We start from the raw sequence: 22,721 nt of genomic DNA on the forward strand, positions 1-22,721 counted from the left end.
CCAGAAGGGATCTTAGCGTTTCTCCATCGCGGTGAGGAAGGCAGCATATTTTTCTGCCACAAATCGGCGTTTGACTTTGAGGGTGGGTGTGAGTTCTCCTCCTTCGATGGAAAAAGCGTTGGGCACAAGTTGAAAGCTACGCACTTTCTCAAAGTCGGCTAGGTCGGTGGTATAGGCATCTATTTCGTTGCGGTAGAGTTTTTGGACTTCCGGGCTCTTCAGTAAGGTTTCACGATTATCGGTAGGGAGGCCTGTTTCGTTGGCCCAGGCTTCCAGCCTCTCAAAGTCTGGCACAATCAGAGCGGATACAAGAGATTGTTGATCACCGAAGAGCACCGCCTCAGCAATAAAGCGGCTTTGCTTTAGCAGAGCTTCTATGCTTTGGGGGGCTACCTTTTTACCGTTGCTGAGTACAAGGATATCCTTTTTGCGGTCGGTAATTTTAAGATAGCCATCGGCAGAAAGCTCGCCAATGTCGCCAGTATGGAGCCAGCCTTCCTCATCAATGGTCTCTTGGGTATCTTGTGGCTTATTATAGTAGCCCTTCATACAACCAGGGCTACGTACAAGAATTTCGCCATCTTGAGAGAGTTTGAGTTCGACGTGAGGGAGTCGTGTGCCCACCGTTCCGATGCGCTGTTGACCAGGACGATTGATGGTGATCACTCCTGCTTCTGAAAGTCCATAGCCCTCCATGATGGGCACTCCCAGCCCTAGAAAGATTTCAGCGAGGTGGGGAGCCAAAGGCGCACCTCCGGAAACACAGTAGCGAAGCCTTCCTCCAGTTACCCGCTCTCGAATTTTACGAAGCACCAGGCGCTCTGCGATAGCGTACTGCAATGCTAGCAAGGGGTCAAGATGTTGGAAGCCTTCAGCGCCATAGCGTTTACGAGCTACCTTTCGCGCGATAGCAAGTGCCCACTCAGCTACACGACGTTTTTGGGGCGGGGTTTTTTTGATGGTATCCTCAACTTTTTCGTAGATGGCCTCCCAAAGTCGAGGCACACAGAGCAAAGCGGTCGGCCGGACCAGCCTTTGAAGTTCATCTATGAAGGTCATTAGCCCTAAAGAGTAGACGATGCAAGCGCCGACTCGGAGAGGAAGGTAGTAGCCTCCAACACGTTCAGTGATGTGGCTGAGTGGAAGGAAAGAGAGGAAGACATCTCCGGGGCCGAGCTGAGCGATCGGCTCTTCTACGACAGCATCGGGAGTATGAAGGAGGCTGGCGTGGGTAAGCATGGCACCTTTTGGCTCTCCGGTAGTCCCCGAGGTATAGATGAGGGTTGCCAGATCATCCGGTTGTACCTGAGCGCTCAGGGCGTCGAGTTCAGCCTCCGACTTCCCCGTTCGAATACCGAGGGCCTTCACCTCATTAAAGGCTAAAGCTTCTGCCGATTCTAGATCCGCTTGGGTCTCTGTCATGCTAACTAAGAACTCAAGCGAGGGCAATTCGGCACGATGGGCTTGAATTTTCTGGCGCTGCTTCTGATCAGCCACGATGGCCATACGCGCTCCAGAATCCCGTAGGTAGTAGGCCACCTGGGTAGCGGTAAGCGTGCCGTAGATAGGCACGGTAACAATGCCGAGAGATTGAGCGGCCAGGTCGGCAATAGCCCACTCCACGCGATTTTCGTGGGACATAAGGGCGAGGCGATCGCCTTTGCGAAGTCCTAAGGCGTCAAGCCCACGTCGAAAAGCGCGGACCTCGGCATCGAGCTGTTGGTAGGTCCAAAAAGTGTAGTCCTGGTTGCGTGAGGAGCGAAATCCTACTGCGTTAGCGTTGGGGTAGGTTTGTACCGTCTGTTGGAACATGGTGTAGAGACTGCGGGGTTGCATAGCGCTGTCCTTCTTTTTATAAATTATAGATTTGGGAGCACAAAACCAGAAACCTGGGAATTCAGAATGCTACGCAAACATTATACCGCATAAAATATAGCAAATACAGTAATCATTAGACATCTTAACAAGCGCCCCTAAAGCCATTTGGGACGTACTGGCGGGTCGGTTCATGGAGAAGCATAGATCTGCAGTGGCCTGAGTTGCGCGATAAGTCCATGTTCAACGCACTTTCTTTGAAAGGTTTTTAGTCCTTCGAGCTGGTCATCGGTAAGATCGTAATTCATGACGCAGTGCAGATAGTCCCAACAGCGGTCGAAGGGGATATGCATCTTTTGAGACCACTTGATGGCGAGCTGGTCGAGATGTTGAATCCCCCAATTCTTTGCCTGTTGGAGAAGGGAGAGCATTTGAGCCGAGACACGTTTTTGGGGAGCGATCCAACAGGCATAGACGAAGGGAAGTCCTGTGAGCTCAAGCCAGCCACTGCCCAGATCGTAGACGAAGGTGTCGGGTAGCAGCTCGAAGAGGCGAAGGTCACCAATGATTAAGGCGGCATCGTACTGCACCAACATGGTTCTGAGATCTGGGGCATGGGGAGCAAAGGACGGGTGTACGCCAAACTGCTCGGCCAGCAGGATGCGGGTAAGAGCCGAAGAGGTAAGTGAGGAGGAATCCAAGGCCACGCTAGCCAGCTTGTGAAGAGGCTTTTTGGCAAACAGTCGAACGCTTTTAACAGCACCGTAGGCCGAGATGGAGATGTTAGGTAGGATCGTTAAATCGGGATTGCGTAAGGCCTCAAAGACCGAGACGTTAGCCACGTCTAGGATGCCGTTTTCCAGCATCGTGGCAAGAGCAGAGGGTACGGCGTAGACGATCTCGACATCGACGCGACAGTCTGGGCTATGGAACCAGTCTACAAGCGGTTTCGCATTGAGATAGGGCACACTACCGATTCGCAACGTCATGTTGGAGTTTGTCCTCTAAATGAAATACGTTCCACATTAGCACGATATAGCGGTAGAAAGTACCGGCTTAGGTAACGAGGGCGGTGAGTTAGGATGAGAGAGATTTTACCATCCAGACTATTGAGTCGGCGCCTGTAGAGGGACGCACAATGGCATCAATTTCGAAGCCATGTCGGCGATAGAGGGCGATGTTTTTCGGCAGGCTAAGTCGAGTCCCTAGACGGAGCTGAGGTCTGTCTAGTAGACGGGCAATATACTCCATGTAATTGAGAACGGCGGAAGCGATACCGCGCCCGCGGCAGGTAGGGAGTACCGAAAGCCGTCCAATATAGAGATGATCGGGTCGTACGCGGAATTGGGCAGAAGCGACTGGCTGTTTCTCAATGCGGCCGAGCACCGCCCCGCCTTCCTGTATCGTTTTTTGCACATCCTGCAGAGTAGCCAGTGTGGCACCGGAAGGAGGATCGAGCTTCCCGGTGTATTCTGCAAATGCGATACGCATAATGTCGTACACGATGGGAATCTCTTCTGGGGTGGCGATGGCCACGCAAAGTTGAGCGTCGGGTTTGCGAATAGGGTAGGCGATAGGCTTAGCTTCCTTGATGCGTTCGAGTAGACGTGACCTCTCCGCCAACCAGGGGTCTTCCGCGATCATAGATTTATTATACCTGCGTAGAAGGGATGGCACTTCTAATGAGGGTGACCGCTTAGCCTCGAGGGGCTTTCAGAAGGCAGAGCATGCAGCATTGCCATATGGAGGAGCGCAGGCGGCATGCAGGGTCTAAGGGGATAATCGCATTTCCTGTTGGGCTAGCAACTTGTAGGCTGAGAAGATGCAGATAAGTAGTAAGGTGATGTTGGCAAGAGATATCTACCCTCACATCCTTCGGAGTCAGTACATAGGGTTGTCCGATTGGGGAATAGTTAAAAGCTGCTCGTGGTGGGAGATGGGTAACGATGTCGAGACGGTTGACAATGCGGAAGGTGTTAGGCACTTTTGCGTCATAGGTTTTTGCGAACTGCGAATTACCTACATAGGGGCTTGCAAAGGTATAGACCACAGTACACGAAGGCAACACGCTATTGCCCACGGCATCGAGTGCAAAAAGAGATGCAACAGCTGCACCTAAGCTGTGGCCGCAGACGATAATGCTTGTGTCGGAGACGCGGTCACCTAAAAGGGACGGGATAGAATCGACAAGCCGCTGTGAGGGAGCGGTGGGATTCGTACAGAGAGACGCGTAGACATCGGTAAAGCCGTCGTCTGTTTCTCCTGCGTTGGACACAAAGCCATAGGGAGTTGTAAGAAACTCAGCATCATGAATCCACTCCCAAATCGTCTCAGTACCTCGAAACGCAATAACCACATGCGAATCAGAACACGCTATGAATCCGAATGGGACGTAGTTTTGTCTTTGCATCAGGTCCGTAGAGAGCTCTTTCGCATAAATAGTGGCGATAACAGAAAAAGTCGCGTTGTTAATCGTTAGCTTACGGCCATTGAAGCCATCTGTAGACGGCATCGCTTCGGCTTCCCTTGTCAGTAGTCCAGCGAGAATCGCCTCACGAAGATTGATATTTGTCATGATCGTCAGCTCTTTATTGTATGAGATTGGGAGGTTAATGATTGGGCATCGAGCACACCGTACCTTACTATTCAAATTTACTTATTATAGCATAATATATTCCCAAATGTGTTTCTCGAGCCGTAGTTGAATGCAATGAAGGAAGCGATTGAGTGTTTGGAGGGGGGTGTTCAGGAACTATGTGTTAAGATAGGCGTCGGGCTGCAACAGACAACTGTTGCAGCCCGATGATTTTCATATTTTAAGGACGGGTAGCGATCCACTGATAATCTTGTGTCCCGCCGGTATAGAGACCATTTTGAAGGGCGCGTCGCTGCCAATGTGCGTGGCCGTCTGTGAGGACGTAAACAAAACCTTCTGAGTGACGCGGGTATCCATCTTGAGCAGCACCGTTCACTTGGAGGTAGCGGTTGTCTCGATGGCCGAGTTGCCAACCGATCTCATGACGATTATGGGCGATATCGTTAGGATTTTGCGTAGCCCCGCGCGAGACATCTTCTTCACCTGTATCACCGGATGCAGGGACATTGTCGGTTATGAGGATGGTATCGGATGGGTAGGTGATTGCGGCGAGAGGATGGCCTGCTACGCCGATATGAGCACAGGCGGGACTATCTGGGCCGCCGCTACCATTTGGAGTGCAGGCATCTGAGCTGTCCAGAATGTCATTGATCGCATAGTTATACGACCACTCTTCGCTATAGCCTGTTGCGGATTTGAACTTCAGGGGTGAACTGGCACTAGGGCATACGAGCATCTGCCAGTTTTTGAGGTAAGGCTGGAGCATGTCGCCCCAGTAGTACTCGTGGGCATCGTCTATATCGCCGCCGAGTTCGGTATGAACGATATTCTCATCATAGTCTTGGGCATACATTTGTACCGCTAAGCCAACTTGTCGAAGATTAGAAAGGCAGGCTGCTTGCCTAGCCTTCTCGCGGGCTTGAGCAAAGACCGGGAAAAGAATCGCCGCCAATATCGCTATTATCGCGATCACGACAAGCAACTCTATGAGGGTGAATCCTTTATTGGAATGTTGTGTATGGTGTTTCATGTTGGAACTCCTTTGGACTAAGAGGTTTTAAGTTTTTTGACCGCCAACATGCGTAAATACCGCCAACATGCGTAAATGAGGCGAGTCTCAAACGTGAATCTACCACTAAAAAACTTACAAGTCAAGATATAGTCAAAAAAAATATTTGTCAAGTCTAAAAATACAAGAATATCCAAATAGAACTAAGAGTCGAAAATTTTGTTTTGAAGGAATTCTTTTGGATGTTTCGGAGGTAAAATAGAGTAAGAGGAGATAATTGAGATGGCCAGCAAGGAAGTGAGGGAGGTTACCTTAAGGGTACCTGCCAGCTGTCGTCCGGCAGCAAGAGACAGGGCACGTCAGGAGTTAACCGAGAGTATTGAAGAGTATACGGAGGGCATTTACCGCCTCCAAGAGGAGCTAGATGTGGTGAGCACAGGGGACATCGCGCGATATATGTGTGTTTCCCCTGCGTCAGTAACCACTATGTTGAAACGCCTTGTGGAGTTAGGGCTTGCAGAGCATACGCCGTACCATGGCGTTCGGCTTACGTCTCAGGGTGAGGAGCTTTCGCTAAAACTTTTGCGCAAGCATCGGCTGGTGGAGTGCATGTTGGTGGATTTCTTGGAGTTGCCCTGGGATGATGTGCATGAGCTTGCCTGTAAGCTGGAGCACTATCTCAGTGAGGAGGTAGCCGATAGGATCGAGCACGCCATGGGCTATCCGAAAACCTGTCCGCACGGCAACCCAATAGATGCGCGCGTACGGGATGGTTCCGTGCGACTTTCAACATGTCTCACCGGGGATAAGCTATGTGTGGTGCGCATTACAGATGAAAGGGCGGAGTTTTTGGCGTATCTACTGGAGATCGGTCTCGTTCCGCGCACAAAAATAGAGGTTATGAACCGGACTCCGTTCGGCGATGTGATGACTTTACATGTAGAGGGGCGCGAAATGCCCGTAGCTGTGGGACGTGAGGTGGCAGATAGTGTATGGGTTTGTCGGCAAGAGGAGATTCAAAGTTCTCCTACGACGACGGACTCCCAATGAAACTTTATGCTAAGTGTTGCGTCAGAGTGAGTACGTAGGTATGGAATAAACAAGGGTGGAGCAACGAAAAAGAATGAGGGCAGACCCACATCGTCATAAGGGAAAAAAGCCAGGATGCTGGTTTTCTCGGTGGCTTTATCGCATGCAGGAGGCGCAAGGGGCTCTGGAACGCGCAGAGGCTTTTCAAGATGGAAAAGGGCCTCGTAGTTTGGCAGATCTGCGTCCTGGGGAGTGTGCGGATGTGCTGTTTTTGACCGGGACGGCGCGTGAGCGCTTGCGGTTGATGGAGATGGGCCTAACGCCTGGAGTACATGTAAAGGTCTTGCGTGTGGCCGCATTTGGTGGGCCTTTAGATGTGCTCGTTCGTGGTTATCAGCTATCTTTACGAAGGGAAGAGGCAGCAGCAGTGCTGTTAGCCGATTTCGAGGAAGGGTCATGAGCTCTCTGTCGGTGGAGACGCGCCTAACAGGAGCGCGAATCTTTACCGTTGCTATTATTGGCAACCCGAATAGTGGGAAGACAACGTTGTTCAACGCGCTTACCGGCTTGCGTCAAAAGGTAGGCAACTATCCGGGCGTGACCGTAGAACGTAAAGAGGGGCGTGTTACCTTGGAGGATGGAACGCAGCTTGTACTTTTTGACCTTCCTGGCCTCTACTCCCTCACGCCACATTCTCCTGATGAACTTATCGCCCGTGAGGTGCTTCTGGGCCTTCGAGCCGATACTCCACCTCCTGACGTCGTTCTTAACGTGGTAGATGCCTCTAATTTAGAGCGCAACCTCTACCTTACCAGTCAGCTCTTGGATCTAGGTGTGCCCGTAGTCATCGCCCTCACCATGACCGATATGGTGCGAAAGGAGGGCAAGCAGTTAGATACCGACGCCTTGGAACGTGCTACTGGTGTGCCGGTAGTTGCTGTGGTAGCTGCTAAAAAAGAGGGCTTACCACAACTTTTAGAGGCCTTGAAGCAGAGTGCCGGAATGCCAGCACCTTCTTTAGCGTGGGAAGTACCTGAGGAGATTCGGCAGGGAATCTCTGGTCTGCAGGAGGCTCTACAACAAGAGCATGCTTTAGATGCACGAAAGGCGTTCGCCGAGGCCGTAACCCTCTTGATGCAGGAGAGCGACTTAGTCCCCATGGAGAAGATGAGGCCGTCGGTACGGCAGCGCATACGTTCCACGCGAGAGCAGCTAGCCAAGGAGGGAATAGACTTTGCCACCCAGGTTATTGAGGCACGATATCGCTGGATCGCAGGAGTTTGCGACAAGGTTTTATTGGTTCCGAAGAGTGTCGCCCAGCATAGTCCCCTCTCTTTCAACGAGCGCATAGATAAGGTGCTGATGCATCCGTTTTGGGGGTATGTTATTTTCTTTGGCCTTATGGCGGTAGTTTTTCAGCTTATCTTTGCTTTAGGGCAGGCGCCTGCCGACGCGATAAAGGATGGTATCGCCAAACTCGGTAGCTTGCTCACACGGTATGTGCCTGCAGGAGATCTGCGTGATCTGTTAAATGATGGCGTTTTGGGTGGGGTGGGCACAACACTCTCTTTCCTACCGCAGATTTTGCTGCTGTTCTTCTTCATTAGTTTGCTGGAAGATACAGGCTACATGGCACGTGCCGCCTTTTTAATGGATCGACTGATGAGCCGTGTAGGGCTTCATGGGAAGTCGTTTATCCCTTTACTATCCTCCTTTGCTTGTGCTATTCCAGGAATTCTCGCCACACGTACCATTGGGGATCGAAAGGCACGACTGATCACCATCCTTGTTGCGCCTTTAATGTCATGTTCAGCACGCTTGCCGGTATATCTATTGATGACAAGCGCTTTCATTCCCAATCGGCGTGTGTTCGGCATTGGATCTGTCACGCTCTTAACCCTGCCGGCAGCAACATTTATCGCTCTCTACTTTTTGGGGATGGCGGCAGCTTTTGGCATGGCTTGGCTGTTTCATAAAACCCTTTTGAAGGGGGTATCGCCCACCTTCCTCATGGAGTTACCACCCTATCGCCTGCCGAGCGTAAAAGCAGCTGTCATCCAAATGGTGGAACGCGCAGGGCTGTTCGTACGCAGGGCAGGCACGGTGATACTTTCCGTAGCGATCGTGGTTTGGTTCCTTTCAAGCTATCCTAAGTACCCACATCTCACACCGGATCAGGCGCTTCAAAAAAGTTATCTGGGGCAACTTGGCCGTCTGATCGAGCCGACGATACGACCTCTAGGTTTCAATTGGAAGATGGGGGCTGGCATCGTCTCCTCGTTTATCGCACGAGAGGTGTTTGTTTCGACGATGGGCACCATCTACAACGTGGCCGACACGGATTCAAGGGCAGGACAGGCCGATCTTGGAAAACGCATGCAGGCCGATATTGACCCCGCAACGGGCCAACACGTTTTTACCCCGTTGGTGGCGGTGTGTTTGATGATCTACTATGTGCTCGCAATGCAGTGCATGTCTACGGTTGCAGTTGTAAGGAAGGAAACAAACGGCTGGAAATGGCCTCTCTTCCAAATCGCTTATATGACAGCATTGGCATGGATAGTTACGTTTGCTGTATACCATGTAGGGTTGTTGTTCGGTTGGGGGATGCATTAGATGAATTGGCAACAGATTACTACATTTGGGATGGTTGGAGCCGCAGCACTCTATCTAGTCTGCTATATCTGGCGCATGGTGCAGTCTTTTTGGAGAGAGGGGAGTATCTGCAAGGTTTGTCAAGGATGCGCGCTCGTCAAGTTAAAGCAGGCAGCCGATAAGAAGCAAAAGCGAGTTAGTTCGATCCGACCTAATGAGATAGTTCCTATCTCTACTATTTACACTTACTCGCGCCCAGCGAAGAGAGAGGATAGACAAGGGTTAGACTAGTTGCGGTTTTTTGGCATAACGTTGACGTAGACAGGAATGTCCATCTGCTCCCGATCGATCGCTTGTACGAAAACGTGAAGAGTAAGCGCTCCGGCGGGTGCGCTAGGGGTTAGTTGAACCTGCAGAATGCGTGTTAACGATGAATTGGATGAAGCGACGGTCGTTGGAGCGGGCAGAAGAAAAGCTTTAAGGTAGGGAGCGGAGGTACGGATGGTAAGGTCGTGCCATAGATCTGGGCGAGTAGTTTTTAAGGTGACTCTATCGTAAGCCGTACGTCCCTGAAAGACGGAACCTAACACGAGGACATGCGGATCGCATTGGAAGGCGCCAACGACGTTGGCTTTGAAGTAGGCTATATCATGTGCTATGGTATTTGACGGATAGGGGACAGTGGGGTAGAGGGTTCCCTGAAGCGGTCCTAGGGGCGCAAAAGGCTCTAGGGTCACTTGGTAGGCCGCTTCAATGGCGGTGCGTGAATGCCATTGAACCGTATGCGGTTTTGAGATTAAAACGGTTTTGATAAATGGTAAACTCCGTTGTCGATCCGAAGGCTGGGGAGCGGACAAAGGTGTCATGCCTAGCCGTAGCGGTTGGTGGAAGTTTTTCAGTAAACGAGCGTCTATGCGAACCTTGAGCATTTGGGAATGAGACTGCCCAAAAGGAACCGTGCCGAAATCCACCACCTGTGGATCGAATTCGATAAGAGGCAACACCGTACCCTTCATCTCCAAAGACACTGCCGGGGACAGATCGCCTTTCGTGAACACATAGATGTATTTGGTGAAATCGCCTGGTTTGAGGTGGTCTACTTGGATGTCGGCATCAAGCGTAACGGTTTCGTTCGGGGCGATGATCGTCTGCCCGTTGGACTCTATAGAGGGGGAGAGAAGGAGGGAAGTGCAGCCGCAGGAGGGTTGAATCTGTTCGATGGTAATGGGGTTGGTCGTATTGTTGTGCAGGTGAAAACTACATTTCAGCGTTTTGGTCTGGAGTGGGTCTACGATACCAAAGTCATATACTGAGACACTAGCGGGAGGATGTTTGGAAGATAGCACAACGAGACCGGACGGTTGAGCTAATGCGATGGAAGCCGACGTTATGAGGAGGAATGTCAATAGCGGAGAGACTTGTAAGAGGCGCATTAGTGGGTCTCCGATGTTTTATTGGTTAACTGCTGAATTGCCTGGACGGCATTTAATGTAATTGTTATGCCTGTGGCTTTTTGAGGGGCATCGGCAGCATGATCGTTGGTGTAGATGATCTGTTGTTCCGTATTGAGAATAAAAACACGCGGGCATACCGGTGTTTTGTAGAGTAAGGCCACCCGCATGGACGGATCGGACAAGAGTAGGGTGTTTTTGATGTCGAGTTGCGTTTCCTGAAGGAATGTTTTTGCATCGTTTGCCGAACCGGTGAAGACGATAAGGGTAAGGCAGGTAGATGGTAACTTCCCGCTTTGTTGAACGGCCGCCCACGCGCGTGCACATTCTTGGCACCATGGACATCCACAAAAGAAGAAAAGCGCTAAAGGACGGTGAATATAGTCGCGTAGAGTGTGTAAACGGCCTTGCGTGTCCTTGAGCTGAAAGTTGGGAGCTGGGTCGGCTTTAGTGTCGGTGGTAAGCGGAGTCAACAAAAAGACATGGGTTTCTCCATCCAAGCGCCCGATACCAACGATCTGTCCGCGATTATTAATGCGAAAAGCGCGTTGGAGTATCCAACCGGAGTTTGAGGGGATGCAATGGTTTAGGTCTTCCATGTGCCCATTTTCCCATAGGAAAGCATGTTGGTGCTGATAACGGTCGGCGGAGGAGCCTACGATCTGCCCTTGTGCATTGATGCCCCATGCTGTAGAGGGAGAGTCACCAAGAGTTCCAAGGTCAACAATTTTATGATTTTTCCAAAGACAGGCATGGATATCTCCGTCTGCTGTGTTGGCCCAACCGACAACCACCCCTGCGTCGTTGATAGCATGGGCGTGGCTAAAAGAGCCACCCGGAAGCAGACCAAGATCACTCATCTTTCCTTGGACATATACAAAGGCTCGGCTTACCGCTTTCGGGGCATTATTAGATATCCCCACAACGGCATCCTTGTTGTTGATCCCCTCGGCAATGCTAAAATCCCCGTTGGGCAGGGTACCGAGATCGCGTATCTTACCATTATGATAGAGAAAGGCATGTGTGAAACCGGAGGCAAGCTGGCTAAACCCGACGATATCCCCCTGTGCGTTGATGTCCAAAGCGGCACCAAACGAACCGCCTAGCCCGCCCAGGTCGTGCATAGATTCCTTTTCCCATAGAAAGGGATGCATAAAACGGACATCTTGGGCAGAGCGGGCGATACCTACAACCTGCAGTTTGTCGTTGAGCGCCGTCGCGTAAGTATCGGGATAGTTGGGCAGTCCATGCAATATTTTAAGCTGCCCTTCATGCCAAAGCCAGGCAGTGGGGTGCTCATTAAGTTTAGCAGGATGCCAACCGGTTACTGCTCCCTCTTGATTGATTGCTGGACCGATGTTGTCTGTTGGTGTTGAGATAAGACCTAAATCGGCCACGCGGTAGCGTATCTTATTAGTCAAATTATGGGGAGGGGTTTCGATGCCTTCCTGTGGCTCTTGAAAAACCAGTAGGATGGGAAGGAAGAGAATGAGTAGCACTTTTGAACGCAGCATGGGTTTCTCTTTGGACTAGGAGTAGGTGCGATAACTTATTATATTCTTCATTTCATCTTGGGGCAATAGCGACTGACGAGACTCTTGCAGCTGTCGTTCAAGAAGAGGATGATGGGGAGAGAGAACACAGACGGGATCGGTTACCGAGGGATCGCCTGTGAGTAGCGCGGCTTGGCAACGACACCCTCCGAAGTCTATCTCTTTATAGGGGCAGCTACTGCAAGGCTCTTGCATCCATTCGGTGCCTCGGAAGCGGTTGAATGCCTCAGAGTGTTCCCAGATCCACTGCAGGGAGCGCTCTCGTACGCTGTCAAAAGTTAGATTAGGTATTTCATAAGCTGTAGGGCATGGGAGAACATCACCTATAGGATTTACGCAGAGATAGCGTCGTCCCCAGCCGTTCATGCAGGGTTTTGGACGCAGACTGTGGTAATCGGAAAGGACATAGAGTATCTCGATGCGATTTTTGTATGTTTTTCGCGCTTCTGCCACCGCTTTCGCGGCGTCCTCGATCTGTTGAGCGGAAGGCAACAAGGCTCTCCTATTTTTGAAAGCCCAACCGTAGTATTGCGTATTTGCCAGCTCTAAGCGTTTGGCTTTGAGGTTAACGGCAAATTCGATGATTTGAGGGATACGATGAATGTTGAAACGGTGAATCACCACATTTATGGTTAGTGGAAGGTTTATTTCTTGAACAGCTTGAACTGCTAGGAGTTTTGAACGAAAGGCATTTGTACCGGCGATACTAAGGGCGAGAGCCGGCTCGTCGGCCTGGAAGCTAATTTGAACGCTATCAAGCCCTGCCTTTTTAAGGCGTTTTGCACGGGAGAGAGTAAGTCCTACTCCACTCGTGATAAGATTGGTGTAGAGACCAGCATCGTGGGCCGCTTCAATGAGCATCTCGATGTCTTTACGTTGTAGGGGCTCCCCTCCGGAGAGTAGGGCATGAAGAACGCCGAGATCGGCAGCTTGTCGGAAGACATGTGTCCATTCGTCCGTATTTAGCTCAGCATGCCCTTGCGGATAGCGCACAGGATTAGAGCAGTAAAGACAGCGGAGAGGGCATCGGTAGGTAAGTTCGGCTAGAAGACCAAAGGGACGGGTGTTCATTGTCGGTTTTGATCGGACGATGGAGGTTCGTCTTCGAAAATAATAAGATTGCGTTGGTGAAGGCGATGGAGATAGGCCTGCACGTCAGCGATAAGGCTTTCGGCAGAGGCAGAGTACTGCTCACATAGCTTTGAGCAGATCGTGGCCAGATCGGTATAGCCGTCGCAGAGTTTGAGAACAGCGGAAGCTGTCTCGTTTAAAAGAAGCACACCTTCTGGGTACACAAGGACCATTTTGCCAGTGACCCGATCTTGTTGGAGACGGGCGTAAGAAGAGAGGATAGGAATAGCATTTAGAGGTAGGGAGTTAGAACTCATTATTTTGTTTCCTCTTTTGACGGTTGTGTTGCGCCGCCATAGGCGAGTTGAATAGCATCTAACATAGCCCAGAGCAGATCGCATTTGAATGCGAGGGCCTCGACGGCCTTTTCTTGCAATTCACGTGTGTTACAATAGGTAAGCGTTAGCTCGAGACCTTCGTTCGAGTCACGCCGGGCTTGCATAAGTCGCGCACGGAAATACTGCAGCCCGTCTGGAACGATCCAGGTATAGTGTTTCTCAAAGGCAGCAAGTCGCTCGCGCATAAGGTCGGGAGCGAAAAGCTCTGTAAGAGAGGCTGCAATGGCGATAGGCCAAGGCTGTGTACGGCAGAAGTTGACGTAGGCATCCACGGCGAAACGCACCCCTGGCAAGAGGTAGCGATGGCTCCAAACATCATCACGTGATAGACCGGCTGCTTCAGCCAGTCGAAGCCAGGCTTCAATACCCCCTTCTCCTTGAGCTTGACCATCGTGATCGAGAATTCGGTGAATCCAGATGCGACGAACTTCCGGCCGTGGGCAGTTGGAAAGAATGGCAGCATCCTTTATAGGAATGTTCTGTTGATAGTAGAAGCGGTTGGCTATCCAGCCGCGAATCTGATTTTGAGAGAGTCGTCCGGCGTTCATCGCGATATGAAAAGGATGAAGATGGTGATAGCGATCCTTGCCAACGTCGCGTAAGCGCTGTAGAAATGTTTCTCTATCCCAGATTTCTGTCATTCTTTTTTCCTTTCTCGTTTAGAGAACGAACTCCATACCATCTTCTCCTACAAGGCATCCAGCCGTTTCGACGATTCGGCGTTGATAGGAGTCGGGTATAAGGATAGGGTTGGTGTTGTTGATATGCACGTAGACTTTGCAACAGGTGCGAATAGCCATGAGATGGGACAGACTGCCGTTATGACCTGAAATAGGAAGATGGCCGATTTGTGTCGCGGTGCGGTTACTGAAGCCGAGTGCAATCATCTCCTGTTCTTCCCAGAAAGTTCCATCTATGAGTAGAAGATCGCAACGAGCACACTCTGCCGTTAATGAGTCAGGCCAACACGGAAGGTCTGGGAGATAGAGGAGGCTTTTACCGGTTTTGGCATCGGTTAGAGAGAGGGCAACGATATGCTCCGTCGAAGCGTCTCTTGATTGAAGCCTATAGCGAGGGGGATTTCCAGGTAGGTCGATGGCTTGGACAAGCAGACCGGATGGCGACTCGTCTGCTAGCAGAAGCGGCTGCGGTATGTGAGGAAGAAGACGCCATATGAGCTGGGTGTAGGGACTAAGGATACGTTCTATGCCGAGCCCTTCGATGAGTGTCTGGCGCGTGGTTGGGGTGGTGTAGAGAACGAGCGGTGAGTGCTCGCGCAGCAGGAAGAGACCTAGGGCATGGTCGAGATCGGCATTCGTGATCAACACAGCTTGAATAGGAGTATGCCTCGCCGGATGGGGGTGAAGCCTTGGGAAGGCTTCGATCTGGAGAGTGATATCCGGCGAAGCATTCAAAATGAACCAGTTCTGTCCATCAGCGCTTACAACCACTGAAGATTGTGTTCGTGGCTTGACGGTATTCGGATCGGAACGAGCCTTAGAGCAGCAGAGACAGGCACAGTTCCATTGTGGGAAACCGCCACCTGCTGCGGTCCCTAATAGGCGTACGTACATGGTTTTTATAGGTGTGAGTAGGGGCAGATAAGGAAGCGGTAGTTACTTGAAAGTACCCTGCTTCCTCGTACGCAACAAGACGCTAATTCTCGTCACACAGTACGTAGGCTGAGCACTCTGCGTTGACGCTGATCTCTTCAAAGTCAGGAGTCGTCCACTCTTGCATCTTTTTGTTACCTCCTTGATGAGCTATAGATTTATGGAGTGTGGTTTTTATGGAACGGTATAGGTCCAGGTGAGTATCTCCTGGGTAGCAGTAAGTCCGCCGGTTCCTCCAGTAAAGCCGACATAGCCTATAGGGCTTCCGATGGTGTTAGGAATGTCTATTTGATAAGACTGTGTAGCCGTTGCAGAAGTTTGGGTGTCGCGTATGGTAACCTGGAGGGTAGTGCCATCGTAGACCATATCTACGGCGAAGATATGGCCACTATGGAGATCAATCCCAGTGTTGGAGAGGTCAATGGCAGGGACGGTAGGGGGTGCTCCATTCGTATAGAGGCCTGTAGAGTCGGTGCCTTCCCCGCTATTGTTGTACAGATCGAACTTTATGGCGACGCTGTTATTAATGCCTTCATAGCCCAGCGACCCGCCGGCAGCACCTAGCGCCGTCGGCCCATCACTTTGGATGGTGAAGGTAAAGCCGTCGGCTTGTGCATTTTGGATTTGGAAAGTGAAGTGGTTGTGGAACTTTCGTACGTCTACGAGATATTTAAAGAAGGCGCTGCTCGCTTCAAAGTAGGTGGCACTGTTGGTGAGTTGCAGACGGGTATCGTCGAAAGTGGCACCGCCATTCAGCACGATATTGCCTGAGCTGCTGAAGCCCGAGGGGTAGTTCGGTAGTATTTTTGGAAGCGGCGTTGCGCTCGCCTCGTTGGAAAGCACACTTTGACCAAAGCTGTTGACGGCAGCAACTCGATAATAGTAAGTTGAATTTGCTTGCACGCCTGTATCGGAGAAAGAAGGTGAGGTGATACCGGTTTTGTAGAGAGTTTCAGCTCCTGAGGCGGTGGCACGATAGATGTTGTAGCTAGAGGCTCCTCCGATGGGGTCCCATTGGAGGTTGACTTGCAAGATATCGGGGTTGGCTACCAGCTCGGTTGGTGCCGCCGGAGGACCGCCGGGGCTACAGACAGTGAGAAACGGTGGGTGGACACCAGCTTCACGGGAGTAGAAATTGGTCATAACATCCTTAAGCCCACGATAGGGTGTGAGAGCGACGGAAAACTGTTTATTTGTAGTGGCTATCTGTTTTAGGAAGTAGAGACTAACATCCCAGCGATAGTATTGATCGTTTGGTGAGATTCGTGTATTTGCAAAGGGATAGAGCAGCGACGGCATGTTATTCCAAGTTATTGTTCTCTCATCCCATGTACTGTTCGACACGGCTTGTGCAGTTACTAGAGTTACGCGGCCGTTTTGACTAGAGCCGAAGAGAGCGAGAAAGGCCCCACTCAGCGGAGATGATAGTCCAGAGAGGTCGAATTTGAGAAATGTATAGCAGGTATCATTTAGAGAGTCGTTGCTGACTCTCAAATTTTGAGCCGCGCCAAAATTCTGATTCGCATAGATTCCTGCACAAGTATAGGCGTCGGAAGTAGGGGAGAGAGTTTTAGTGCCCCCACGTCCGAGCTGTGGACTTGCAGCCACTTCGTTAGAAGGGGGGCTTTCGCCTCCGTTATTCTGTGCGGTAACACGATAATAGTAGATAATTCCGTCTTGGAGGCCGGTATCGGTGAAGTAGTTTTGAGAGACATTTTGTTTATACAATGTCTCCTGCCCACTTATCGTTCCTCGGTAGATGTTGTAGCTATCGGCATTGGAGACGGGTGTCCACGAGAGGGCAACTTGCTGATCGCCTACGGAAGCAGTTAAGGAGGATGGAGCGGTGGGGCGGACGGAATCGAGCAGGCCATAGACAACAAGTTGTCCAGCTCCGATGGGGTCATTAGGCGCACCGAAGCTAGCCATATAGACTTTGCCGTTAGCGATTGTGGGGCAACAAAACTTAGCAAATTTGCCAATATCATCTCGGCTGACGTTCATCCTACTATTCCACAGCTCTTTAAGACGAGGGATACCTTGGCTATCCACCGAAATGCTGTTGGCATCGAAAGCCTGAAGAATACCCGGTACCACGGCATTATTGGCGTTACCTTGATAGGGATGAGATGCCCAAATAATCGCAGTACCTGGCTTTTGGCCGTTTGCAGAGATGGAAAGCATGGCTCCAGGCATGCCATCGGGAACCCTGTTGGGACTATATGCGATGGGAGTTGCGTTGAAGTAGGTGCCTTTAAATGCAAAGACTTTCAGATAGTCCTCTTCAGACCAGACATAGATGCAAGGGCCATTCACCGGGCTATTATAGTAGACGGGAGAGCCGTGTATGTGCCCGTTGCCTGCTTGGAAGCTCTGTACGATTTGGGTATCTCCACCTGGATTAAAGTGGCCAAGGTTATGGATATTTAATAGGTAAAAGACGCCTTGTTTTCCTCCACCGATGATATAAGGGGTATTGGGGATAACGAGTACGCCGGAGGAACCTAGGTCCAGATCGGCCGCATTGAGACTGTCCACGTTGTAGGGCGTAAACCAGTCAAGTACTTTAAGGCCACCCTGATTAGGGATAGCGGGGCTAAGCTTTATGAAGCTACAGCCTAGGTCAGGGCCGCCCGTGTTCGCATCGAATGTGCCATTGCCCGTCATGATATAGATATTGCCATCTTGCCCAACAGTGGGTCCCTCACCGGACTGCCATATGCCCCCTTCTGTTCCATTGAGGGTATCGCAATAAGTGGCAATTTGGTGCAGATTCGAGGCATCGTAAGCAACGATCCATCCATGATAGGGGCCGCAATCGTTATGAGATGCCCACGAAATGTAGACGGCGCCACGATAGAGGAGGAGAGCTGGACGCTGGTTTTGAATCTTTGGATCGAAGGTTAGATTGCCATAGGAGGCGGTGATCTCGACCGGCCCGTTTAGCCGTTCTTGGCCGGTGGTGATATCAAGTGCATGCAGCCATTGATGATAGGTACCATCCGGGTTTTTATTACGACTAACTAAGTACATCAGATTAGTACTTGGATCGATGACGGGTGTGCTGAGAATGCCGACGCGGACAGAGATATCGGTGCAGCAGCACTGAACATCGGAGGCCGGAACAGGAGGGCCGAAATTATCTTGCCAAAGTGGTGCTGACTGGTTGGGGTCGTCCGCGTCGAAGGCATAGACGCTGTTATTCATTGTTGCGACAAAAACAACATTATGGATGCCTTTTCCTGGAACGAGTAGATGGGGCACATAGAGCGGTTGTGCATAGATTTCAGCGTCTACGTGACGGGTGAAGAGCTTACCAAATTTCTGAACGTTTACATTGGAAGTATTAAGGATGGTCTCGTTTAGGTTTGCGCCGGAACGATAGATATCGTTATGTTGGGTAAGTACAGAGACCTGAGCGGACAGGGGCAGTGCTAGAACGAGCCAGACAATGAGGCCAATAACTGCAGTGCGTATCGAGCAGGTGCGATCACGAAGCCGGCGCATAGTATCTTCTCCTTTGAATAAAAGTCGCTAGTCACCTTGGGCTACCGTAGTCAGGGCCATGGTATGATATGGGCATTTTTATAATAAGAACACAGGAACTCACTAAAAAGTTCCTGTGTTTTCAATCGTGATAGAAGATAACCTACACCCCAGACCTAGGGCGGCGCTTGGAACCTCAGCCGGGTTTTATGGAGGGGGCGTCGTCTTCTGGAAGAACAACGGGAGTATAGGGTTTATTTGTCGCTTCGGCAGCACGTTTTGCGATCTCATTAAAGCCGGTCTGATTAAAGTGACCAGGAATTGCATAAAGGATAGTTTCCTGGCTACCTAAAAGATAGAGATCGGGCACTCCGATGAGGTTATACCACTCAGCAACGTCGAGATTGCTGTCGAGGACAATGGGAAAAGTGAGATTTCCATACTCCTTTGCAAAAGCTTCGGTAGCCGCTGCGTCGTCTTGGGAAACGCCGAGAACGGTGAATTTACCGTCGGAGCCTTCTGCATATTGGCGATGTAGCCTCTGAATGAAAGGAGCAGAGTATTTGCAGGTACCGCAACCAACTTTAAAGATAAAGAGGAGCAGCAGACCTTTCTTTCTTAGCTCGGCCGTGGAGTAGAGCCGTCCATGGGCATCTTGCAGTTCGAAGTCTATAATCTTATCTCCTGTTTGTAGCGGTTGGGGCATCGCATCTGCGCTCATTTTTGTCCTTCCTCCTAAGCGTTTTTACCGTGGCATTTTTTGTATTTTAGGCCGCTTCCGCACCAGCAGGGGTCATTTCGTCCGCCCTTCCAACCTGGTGGTGGCGTGTCTTTCGTAGCACGGAGGTTTCCGTTGCTCCCCGTGACATTGTCTGCGATGTTGGTGATGCCGCTGTATTTAGGCTTTGGAAGCTCTTCTGGCAGGGGAATAATGGGTACAACGGGAGCGAAAGTTGGCTGCTGGGGTTCGACGACCACTTGGATACGAAGGATATTGCGGACGATGTCGTCTTGAATGGCCTGCTGCATTCGCTCGAACTCCTCAAAAGCCTCTTTCTGATAGATAAGGAGAGGATCGATCTGTTCGTAGCCTCGAAGTCCGATGCCTTCACGGAGGTAATCCATATTCGCGAGGTGCTCCATCCAGCGATCGTTGATGGCTCGCAGCGCGAGGAAGCGTTCAAGTTGACGCATGGCGTTCGGGTCGCCCTGAAGTTCGGCCAACTCTTTTTCACGAGCCTCGTACACGCCGACGACGTGATTATAGATCAGCTCAATGATCTCGTCCTGTCGTTTCCCACGAAGCTGTTCTTCCGTAATTTCCGGATAGAGCATGAAATATTCGTTCAGCTCGTTATAGAGAGTTTCAATGTCCCACTCTTGGGCAGGGGCCTCTGGCGAGCAGTAGGCATATACGGCATCTTCAATATTGGTGCGGATATAGTGGAGAATGGTCTCTTTTAGATCGACCCCCTCAAGGATGCGGCGACGCTCCTTGTAGATAACGTCGCGCTGTCGGTTCATGACATCGTCGTAGTTCAGCGTGTTCTTACGAATCTCGAAATAGTGCTCCTCGACCTTCTTTTGTGTACGCTCAATGAGTTTCGAGAAGACCTTTGCATCCATCGGAAGATGCTCTTCCCACCCGCGGAGGAGGGGCGAATTGAAGCGATCGCCAAAGAGGCGCCAGAGTTCATCTTCGAGGGAGACATAGAAGCGACTTTCACCTGGGTCTCCTTGGCGTCCGGCGCGGCCACGCAGCTGGTTGTCTATTCGCCGGCTCTCATGGCGTTCTGTGCCGAGTATGAACAGGCCACCTAAGGCGCGTACCTCATCGGCGGCACGTTTATGCTCCTCATCAGTAAGCGCACCCGTAGTCACCGCTTCAAGGACGGCTGGCTTTCCATATCGGCGATAGCTTTGCTCCCCTTCTGTGGCTTCCGAAGTCTCCGTTGGTTGTTCTGAATCGGCCAGCTTGTCGGCCTGTGTGAGCGATCGGAGGCTGCCATCTACGGTGGGGAGAGGTTGATGGATATGCTTACCACCCAGTAGGATGTCCACCCCACGCCCTGCCATATTCGTGGCGATAGTGACGGCACCTTTGCGTCCGGCCTCTGCGATGATGAGGGCCTCTTTTTCGTGATATTTTGCGTTCAGGATGTTGTGGCCGATGCCATGTGTCAGCGCTTCTTCTAGGCGTTCAAGGCCTGAATCCTCGATTTGAAAGAGTCTGGCGATGGTATTCATATTTTCTGGTGTGAGAGGATCTTCGTTAATTCCCAGCTCTTTCAAGAGAGGTTTAAGGCGCGCCATGGAAAGCTGGGGGAGGGGAGTATTGAGTAGGGCGACATAGCTGCGCTTTTTCTCGGCATCTATTGTCTTGTTCTTTTCAAGCGCCTCACGAGCCACCTCGATCATGCAAAGTATGGAGAGGCTGGATGGGCTTATACGCTGACTGACACGCTCGCTCATCTCAATGGAGCGTGTACCGACCAGAATGGGCTGTTGTTTGCAGTAGACCCGTAAGATCTCTGCGGCAATGCCACGTAACTTATGTTCCTCAGTCTTATAGATGACATCGGGATGGTCTATACGGATCATGGGGCGATTTGTGGGGACGACGACCACGTCGAGACCGTAGACCTTGCGGAACTCCTCTTCCTCTGTTTTGGCGGTGCCCGTCATTCCGGCAAGTTTGGAGTAGAGGCGGAAGTAGTTTTGGAAGGTGATGGTAGCTAAGGTTTGACTCTCGCTTTTTACCTTCACACCCTCTTTGGCCTCAATGGCCTGATGGAGCCCATCGGAATAGCGGCGTCCGAACATAAGACGACCCGTGTTTTCATCCACGATGATGATTTCAGGGCCATCCTCTTCGTTGATGGTTTTCACCACATAGTCAACATCTCTTCGGAAGACGCCATGGGCTTTCAGTGCCGCCTGAAGATAGTGCATGATCTCGTGATGTTCGGAGAGGTTTTTAATTCCAAGCTCGCGCTCAACAAAGGCGACACCGGCATCTGTAAGGGTTGCCGTTTTTTGCTTTTCGTCTACAACGTAATGGATATTGGGATTGTGCTTATCGGCATTTGGGTTATCCTTATCGCGTTTGGGGTCATCAATACCGCGATTCATTTTGCGCACAATGCTATCTATCTTGTAGTACATTTCGGTTGGTTGCTGAACCATACCCGAAATGATCAGAGGGGTGCGCGCCTCATCAATCAGGATAGAGTCGACCTCATCCACGATAGCATAGTGAAGCTCTCGTTGACGCAGTTCCTCCTTGCTAAATGCCATATTATCGCGGAGGTAGTCGAAGCCGAACTCGTTGTTGGTTCCGTAGGTGATATCGCAAAGATAGGCTTCAGCGCGGGTTATAGGTCGGCAGTACTTATAGCGCGGATCGGGGTCATCGTAATCGGGGTCGTAGAGAAACGAGCCGCCCTCTTCACCGGTTTCGGGAGATTGCCCTTGAATAATGCCGACGCTTAGGCCTAGGAGATGATAGATAGGGCCATTCCAAACGGCATCTCGCCGGGAGAGATAGTCGTTTACGGTAACGAGATGGACGCCCTTACCGAGCAGAGCATTCAGAGTAAGGGGAAGAGTAGCAACAAGTGTTTTTCCCTCCCCTGTTTTCATTTCCGCGATACGACCGTCGTGAAGCACCATTCCCCCAATCAGCTGGACATCGAAGTGGCGCATGCCGAGAGTTCGCTTAGAGGCCTCACGTACGATGGCAAAAACATCGGGGAGTATCTCGTCGAGAATCGGATCGTAGATTTTCCGATCGGCTTCACGAATCTGCTGGTCGGTAAGGTTTCGCCAGCTAGGCTCGGCTGCAGCGCGTTTCTTTCGATACTCTTCTTGAACCTGTTGACGGAACTCGTCAATTTTGGCGCGAAGCTCTTCATTCGTGTATTTCTCATAGACAGGTTCGAGAGCGTTTATCTGTTCAACGACTTTCCAATAGCGTGCAATCTCACGCTCGTTATTATCTATTAATCTTTTCAGAAAACCAGGCAATGCCATTGTTTTGCTATTTCCTCACAAGGGTAGATTGATGGGGTGGGGCACACCGCGTTGTTTCCGCGTTCGACCTCAC

General features: G+C 51.0%; 17 protein-coding genes. 3 read left to right on the plus strand and 14 right to left on the minus strand.

What is annotated here, in order from left to right; all coding sequences use genetic code 11:
- Positions 1-12: 12 nt before the first annotated feature.
- From CCALI_RS01670 to CCALI_RS01690, 5 genes are all read right to left on the minus strand, one after another.
- A complete protein-coding gene (locus CCALI_RS01670) occupies positions 13-1,836 on the minus strand; it encodes an AMP-dependent synthetase/ligase (RefSeq protein WP_016481736.1) in 1,824 nt (607 codons plus the stop codon).
- A 170-nt stretch (positions 1,837-2,006) separates the two neighbouring features.
- Positions 2,007-2,804 carry a menaquinone biosynthetic enzyme MqnA/MqnD family protein gene (locus tag CCALI_RS01675; protein WP_016481737.1) on the minus strand — a complete coding sequence of 266 codons (798 nt, stop codon included), beginning with the start codon at positions 2,802-2,804 and terminating at the stop codon, positions 2,007-2,009.
- An 88-nt stretch (positions 2,805-2,892) separates the two neighbouring features.
- Positions 2,893-3,459 (minus strand): GNAT family N-acetyltransferase, encoded by a 567-nt coding sequence (locus CCALI_RS14635; protein ID WP_016481738.1) that lies wholly within the window; start codon positions 3,457-3,459, stop codon positions 2,893-2,895.
- A gap of 52 nt (positions 3,460-3,511) precedes the next feature.
- Positions 3,512-4,390, minus strand: coding sequence for a lipase family protein (locus CCALI_RS14640; protein ID WP_016481739.1), 879 nt, complete (start codon positions 4,388-4,390; stop codon positions 3,512-3,514).
- Positions 4,391-4,631: 241 nt separating this feature from the next.
- On the minus strand, positions 4,632-5,441 hold the full coding sequence (locus tag CCALI_RS01690; RefSeq protein WP_016481740.1) for a type II secretion system protein: 810 nt from the start codon (positions 5,439-5,441) through the stop codon (positions 4,632-4,634).
- 261 nt (positions 5,442-5,702) lie between these two features.
- Between CCALI_RS01690 and CCALI_RS01695 the strand changes: the two genes are divergently transcribed.
- From CCALI_RS01695 to feoB, 3 genes are all read left to right on the plus strand, one after another.
- Positions 5,703-6,470, plus strand: a complete 768-nt coding sequence (locus tag CCALI_RS01695) for a metal-dependent transcriptional regulator (RefSeq protein ID WP_016481741.1) — start codon at positions 5,703-5,705, stop codon at positions 6,468-6,470.
- A gap of 73 nt (positions 6,471-6,543) precedes the next feature.
- A complete protein-coding gene (locus tag CCALI_RS01700) occupies positions 6,544-6,909 on the plus strand; it encodes a FeoA family protein (protein ID WP_016481742.1) in 366 nt (121 codons plus the stop codon).
- A complete protein-coding gene (gene feoB, locus CCALI_RS01705) occupies positions 6,906-9,065 on the plus strand; it encodes a ferrous iron transport protein B (RefSeq protein ID WP_016481743.1) in 2,160 nt (719 codons plus the stop codon). Before CCALI_RS01700 ends, feoB begins: the two co-directional genes overlap by 4 nt.
- 266 nt (positions 9,066-9,331) lie before the next feature.
- Here feoB and CCALI_RS01715 read toward each other — a convergent pair whose 3' ends face one another.
- From CCALI_RS01715 to secA, 9 genes are all read right to left on the minus strand, one after another.
- Positions 9,332-10,477, minus strand: a complete 1,146-nt coding sequence (locus CCALI_RS01715) for a DUF1573 domain-containing protein (RefSeq protein ID WP_016481744.1) — start codon at positions 10,475-10,477, stop codon at positions 9,332-9,334.
- On the minus strand, positions 10,477-12,009 hold the full coding sequence (locus tag CCALI_RS14645; RefSeq protein ID WP_016481745.1) for an HAF repeat-containing protein: 1,533 nt from the start codon (positions 12,007-12,009) through the stop codon (positions 10,477-10,479). Before CCALI_RS14645 ends, CCALI_RS01715 begins: the two co-directional genes overlap by 1 nt.
- Before the next feature lie 15 nt (positions 12,010-12,024).
- On the minus strand, positions 12,025-13,119 hold the full coding sequence (gene pqqE, locus CCALI_RS01725; protein WP_016481746.1) for a pyrroloquinoline quinone biosynthesis protein PqqE: 1,095 nt from the start codon (positions 13,117-13,119) through the stop codon (positions 12,025-12,027).
- Entirely contained in the window at positions 13,116-13,436 is a 321-nt protein-coding gene (pqqD, locus tag CCALI_RS01730) for a pyrroloquinoline quinone biosynthesis peptide chaperone PqqD (protein WP_016481747.1), read from the minus strand. Before pqqD ends, pqqE begins: the two co-directional genes overlap by 4 nt.
- Positions 13,436-14,158, minus strand: coding sequence for a pyrroloquinoline-quinone synthase PqqC (gene pqqC, locus CCALI_RS01735; RefSeq protein WP_016481748.1), 723 nt, complete (start codon positions 14,156-14,158; stop codon positions 13,436-13,438). Before pqqC ends, pqqD begins: the two co-directional genes overlap by 1 nt.
- 18 nt (positions 14,159-14,176) lie before the next feature.
- Positions 14,177-15,091: a pyrroloquinoline quinone biosynthesis protein PqqB gene (pqqB, locus tag CCALI_RS01740; RefSeq protein ID WP_016481749.1), complete on the minus strand. Its 915-nt coding sequence runs from the start codon at positions 15,089-15,091 to the stop codon at positions 14,177-14,179.
- 213 nt (positions 15,092-15,304) lie between these two features.
- A complete protein-coding gene (locus CCALI_RS14650) occupies positions 15,305-18,637 on the minus strand; it encodes a CBM96 family carbohydrate-binding protein (protein ID WP_016481750.1) in 3,333 nt (1,110 codons plus the stop codon).
- A 175-nt stretch (positions 18,638-18,812) separates the two neighbouring features.
- Positions 18,813-19,337, minus strand: a complete 525-nt coding sequence (locus CCALI_RS01750; protein WP_016481751.1) for a peroxiredoxin family protein — start codon at positions 19,335-19,337, stop codon at positions 18,813-18,815.
- Between the two features lie 14 nt (positions 19,338-19,351).
- Positions 19,352-22,648: a preprotein translocase subunit SecA gene (secA, locus tag CCALI_RS01755; RefSeq protein WP_016481752.1), complete on the minus strand. Its 3,297-nt coding sequence runs from the start codon at positions 22,646-22,648 to the stop codon at positions 19,352-19,354.
- Between the last annotated feature and the right edge of the window lie 73 nt (positions 22,649-22,721).

This window comes from Chthonomonas calidirosea T49 (assembly GCF_000427095.1).
Taxonomy (GTDB): Bacteria; Armatimonadota; Chthonomonadetes; order Chthonomonadales; family Chthonomonadaceae; genus Chthonomonas; species Chthonomonas calidirosea.

Bases quoted from the DNA above. Each gene is read 5' to 3' on its own strand.
- CCALI_RS01670 (WP_016481736.1), bottom strand. From the start codon at position 1,836: ATGCAACCCCGCAGTCTCTACACCATGTTCCAACAGACGGTACAAACC.
- CCALI_RS01675 (WP_016481737.1), bottom strand. From the start codon at position 2,804: ATGACGTTGCGAATCGGTAGTGTGCCCTATCTCAATGCGAAACCGCTT.
- CCALI_RS14635 (WP_016481738.1), bottom strand. From the start codon at position 3,459: ATGATCGCGGAAGACCCCTGGTTGGCGGAGAGGTCACGTCTACTCGAA.
- CCALI_RS14640 (WP_016481739.1), bottom strand. From the start codon at position 4,390: ATGACAAATATCAATCTTCGTGAGGCGATTCTCGCTGGACTACTGACA.
- CCALI_RS01690 (WP_016481740.1), bottom strand. From the start codon at position 5,441: ATGAAACACCATACACAACATTCCAATAAAGGATTCACCCTCATAGAG.
- CCALI_RS01695 (WP_016481741.1), top strand. From the start codon at position 5,703: ATGGCCAGCAAGGAAGTGAGGGAGGTTACCTTAAGGGTACCTGCCAGC.
- CCALI_RS01700 (WP_016481742.1), top strand. From the start codon at position 6,544: ATGAGGGCAGACCCACATCGTCATAAGGGAAAAAAGCCAGGATGCTGG.
- feoB (WP_016481743.1), top strand. From the start codon at position 6,906: ATGAGCTCTCTGTCGGTGGAGACGCGCCTAACAGGAGCGCGAATCTTT.
- CCALI_RS01715 (WP_016481744.1), bottom strand. From the start codon at position 10,477: ATGCGCCTCTTACAAGTCTCTCCGCTATTGACATTCCTCCTCATAACG.
- CCALI_RS14645 (WP_016481745.1), bottom strand. From the start codon at position 12,009: ATGCTGCGTTCAAAAGTGCTACTCATTCTCTTCCTTCCCATCCTACTG.
- pqqE (WP_016481746.1), bottom strand. From the start codon at position 13,119: ATGAACACCCGTCCCTTTGGTCTTCTAGCCGAACTTACCTACCGATGC.
- pqqD (WP_016481747.1), bottom strand. From the start codon at position 13,436: ATGAGTTCTAACTCCCTACCTCTAAATGCTATTCCTATCCTCTCTTCT.
- pqqC (WP_016481748.1), bottom strand. From the start codon at position 14,158: ATGACAGAAATCTGGGATAGAGAAACATTTCTACAGCGCTTACGCGAC.
- pqqB (WP_016481749.1), bottom strand. From the start codon at position 15,091: ATGTACGTACGCCTATTAGGGACCGCAGCAGGTGGCGGTTTCCCACAA.
- CCALI_RS14650 (WP_016481750.1), bottom strand. From the start codon at position 18,637: ATGCGCCGGCTTCGTGATCGCACCTGCTCGATACGCACTGCAGTTATT.
- CCALI_RS01750 (WP_016481751.1), bottom strand. From the start codon at position 19,337: ATGAGCGCAGATGCGATGCCCCAACCGCTACAAACAGGAGATAAGATT.
- secA (WP_016481752.1), bottom strand. From the start codon at position 22,648: ATGGCATTGCCTGGTTTTCTGAAAAGATTAATAGATAATAACGAGCGT.